Origin of the sequence: Dyadobacter sp., from assembly GCF_051859145.1 — a bacterium.
In the GTDB taxonomy this organism is placed as follows: domain Bacteria; phylum Bacteroidota; class Bacteroidia; order Cytophagales; family Spirosomataceae; genus Dyadobacter.
This window is the reverse complement of the sequence record NZ_JBHYGF010000456.1, coordinates 1-3,004: the sequence shown is the minus strand read 5'-3', so window position 1 is coordinate 3,004 and position 3,004 is coordinate 1. Positions and strand designations below refer to the sequence as shown.

Genomic DNA, 3,004 nt, shown 5'->3' with positions numbered 1-3,004 from the left:
GATACCTCCCCAAAGCCTCTACACGGGCCTTCAAGTCTTTCAATTGCTCTGCAGTCATTTGAAGTTTGAGTTTAAATTGTTTGTATTAAAAGTACGACTTTGAGCAGCCAATTTTGACGCACTGAACGCTTGTGGATACCACCACGAGGGGCATCTTTGTCGCCCTGAGCACTCACCTTTTTCACCCTGAGCGCAGTCGAAGGGAATGGTGCACTATGCTTCGACTGCGCTCAGCATGACGAAAGGTTTAACAAGTATGACAAATTGTGCACCAAAGCCGCTAGTAGCAAAGATATAACAATTCGGAAGAATGGTCGGTTTCAAAGAAATAGGCTGCGTTCCAGATGTAGGCATTCCCGCAAATCGTCTTAACTTTGCGAGAAATTTAGTGTACCCATTTCTTATCAATAAAAATACCAGAAAATGGCTCAAACATATGATGTGATTGTAATTGGTAGCGGCCCCGGAGGTTATCCGGCAGCAATTCGTGCTTCCCAATTAGGACTTAAAGTGGCAATTATCGAAAAAGAAAGTCTGGGCGGGATATGCCTTAACTGGGGTTGCATTCCTACCAAAGCGCTTTTGAAAAGTGCCCAGGTTTTTGAATACATCAAGCATGCAAAAGATTACGGGATCAATGTAGGCGAATCATCTGCCGATTTCTCCGGGGTGATCAAACGCAGTCGCGGAGTAGCCGATTCGATGAGCAAAGGGGTTTCCTTCCTGATGAAAAAGAACAAGATCGATGTGATCATGGGAGCAGGTAAGGTGAAGGGCCAAAAAACGGTTGAGGTTACTGATAAAGATGGTAAGAAAACGGATTACACAGCCAATAAAGGTGTGATCATTGCAACCGGCGCACGGGCGCGTGAGTTGCCGAATATCAAGATCGACGGACAAAAGATTATTGAATACCGCAAGGCAATGAGCCTTGAAAAACAGCCTGCATCCCTGTTGGTGATCGGCTCTGGTGCAATCGGAATGGAGTTTGCGTATGTATACGCTTCCATGGGCACGAAAGTGACTGTTGTTGAATTCCTCCCAAACCTGGTACCGGTTGAAGATGAAGAGATTTCAAAAGAAATCGCGAAACAATACAAGAAGCTCGGCGTAGAAACTTACGTGAATTCTACTGTTGAAAATGTAGATACAAGCGGAAATGGCTGCGTCGTTTCGGTGAAAACACCGGACGGACAAAAGTCTTTCCAGGTGGATGTAGTGCTTTCAGCAGCAGGTATTGTTTCCAATATCGAAAATATCGGTCTGGAAGAAACAGGTATCAAAACTGAAAAAGGCAAAATCTCGGTTAACGAATGGTACGAAACCAGCGTTCCTGGCTTCTACGCAATTGGTGACTGTACTCCCGGCCCTGCATTGGCTCACGTAGCTACTGCCGAAGGTATTATTTGTGCCGAAAAAATAGCAGGTCACAAAACAGAGGCACTTGATTATGGTAACATCCCAGGCTGTACTTACTGCCAGCCTGAAATCGCTTCTGTGGGCTACACTGAGAAAAAAGCAAGAGAAGCAGGTTACGATATCAAAGTAGGTAAATTCCCATTCAAAGCTTCTGGTAAAGCAACTGCTGCCGGAGCAACAGATGGTTTTGTGAAAGTGATTTTTGATTCTAAATACGGCGAATTCCTGGGTGCGCACATGATCGGTACGAATGTAACCGAAATGATTGCAGAGGTAGTAGTAGCCCGCAAGCTGGAAACAACTTCACACGAGATCCTGCGGTCAATCCACCCGCACCCGACTATGTCTGAAGCTTTGAAAGGCGCGACAGAAGCAGCTTACGGAGAGGCGATCGATTTGTAAGAAATAGCCTTTAATGCTGAAAGTAGGGTATTCAAGAAATTGGATACCCTATTTTTTTAACGATTTTGTAAATTTGGGTTACAAGACCTTCTGCATCTATCTCAGCGTTTAAAATCTTTATTCTTGAAAAGTGCCACTTACACGGGTGATTTCGACATTTTGTGGAAAAAAGAACGAGAAATTAAGTCTCGTTGGGGGAACCTGATTTTTTGTATCGCATTCCTCCTGGGATATCCGGCTACTTCTCTGCTTTATCTGCTGAGGAACAACCCTGCATTTGCTGATATACTCACAGTTGCACTCGTTTTCAGCGTTGTGTCGCTCGTGCTCCTGTTCCTGCATCTGAGCGGCAGGATTTCCAGTCAGAGATCTTCATTTCTGACCTACTTAGCCCTCATTCCTATTCACGCATACATCCTTGCTACTGTTCCACACGATTATTACGGCAGGGCTACATTCAATATGACGCTCGCGCTGTTATTTACATTCTTCATGGTGCGCTGGCCGGTTTGGAAGGCGGTGGTAGCCACTTCGCTCATTTTAATCAGTTTTCCAGCCGCTTTGTACGTGGGACACCCGGAATATTTTTTCCAGTTTTTACGCGAAGGCGGCTTGTTCTTTTTTATGGGGCAGCTGCTTTTTCCATTTATAATGCTGTTGAATGAAAAAAGAGACAAACGGGAGTTTTTTTACAGATACACCCTGGCTACCCAAAACGAAAATCTTGAAAAACAAAAGCAAATTGCAGAGAATGCAACTATTGCAAAGTCGGAGTTCCTGTCAACAATGAGCCACGAGATACGTACTCCGTTGAATGGAATTGTAGGTATCGTCCATCTTTTACAGGAAAATAAGTCAAGGGATAGCCAGGAACAGGAGCTTATTGAAACATTGAAATTTTCGGCCGCGCATCTGATGGCGGTAGTGAATGATATTCTCGACTTCAACAAGATCAATTCAAACCACGTCAAGCTTCATTCTGAAAGTTTTGATGCCGAGTTATTGTTCAAAAACCTTTATAACACATTTGTCCCGAAAGCGAGAGAGAAAAATCTTGAACTTCTGTTTAATGTCCCCGATTCCCTGCCGCAGCTCACAGGCGACCAAACCCGATTGAGCCAGATAATTACAAACCTGGTACACAATGCAATCAAATTTACGGATCAGGGCTTTGTTACTTTTT

2 protein-coding genes are annotated in these 3,004 nt (G+C 44.2%); both read left to right on the top strand.

Annotation, left to right across the window (positions count from 1 at the left end; genetic code table 11):
• Nucleotides 1-423: 423 nt before the first annotated feature.
• A complete protein-coding gene (gene lpdA / locus ACTIE6_RS21740) occupies nt 424-1,821 on the top strand; it encodes a dihydrolipoyl dehydrogenase (RefSeq protein ID WP_439558631.1) in 1,398 nt (465 codons plus the stop codon).
• 123 nt (nt 1,822-1,944) lie between these two features.
• On the top strand, nt 1,945-3,004 hold a 1,060-nt coding region (locus ACTIE6_RS21735; RefSeq protein WP_439558630.1), incomplete at its 3' end, for a sensor histidine kinase.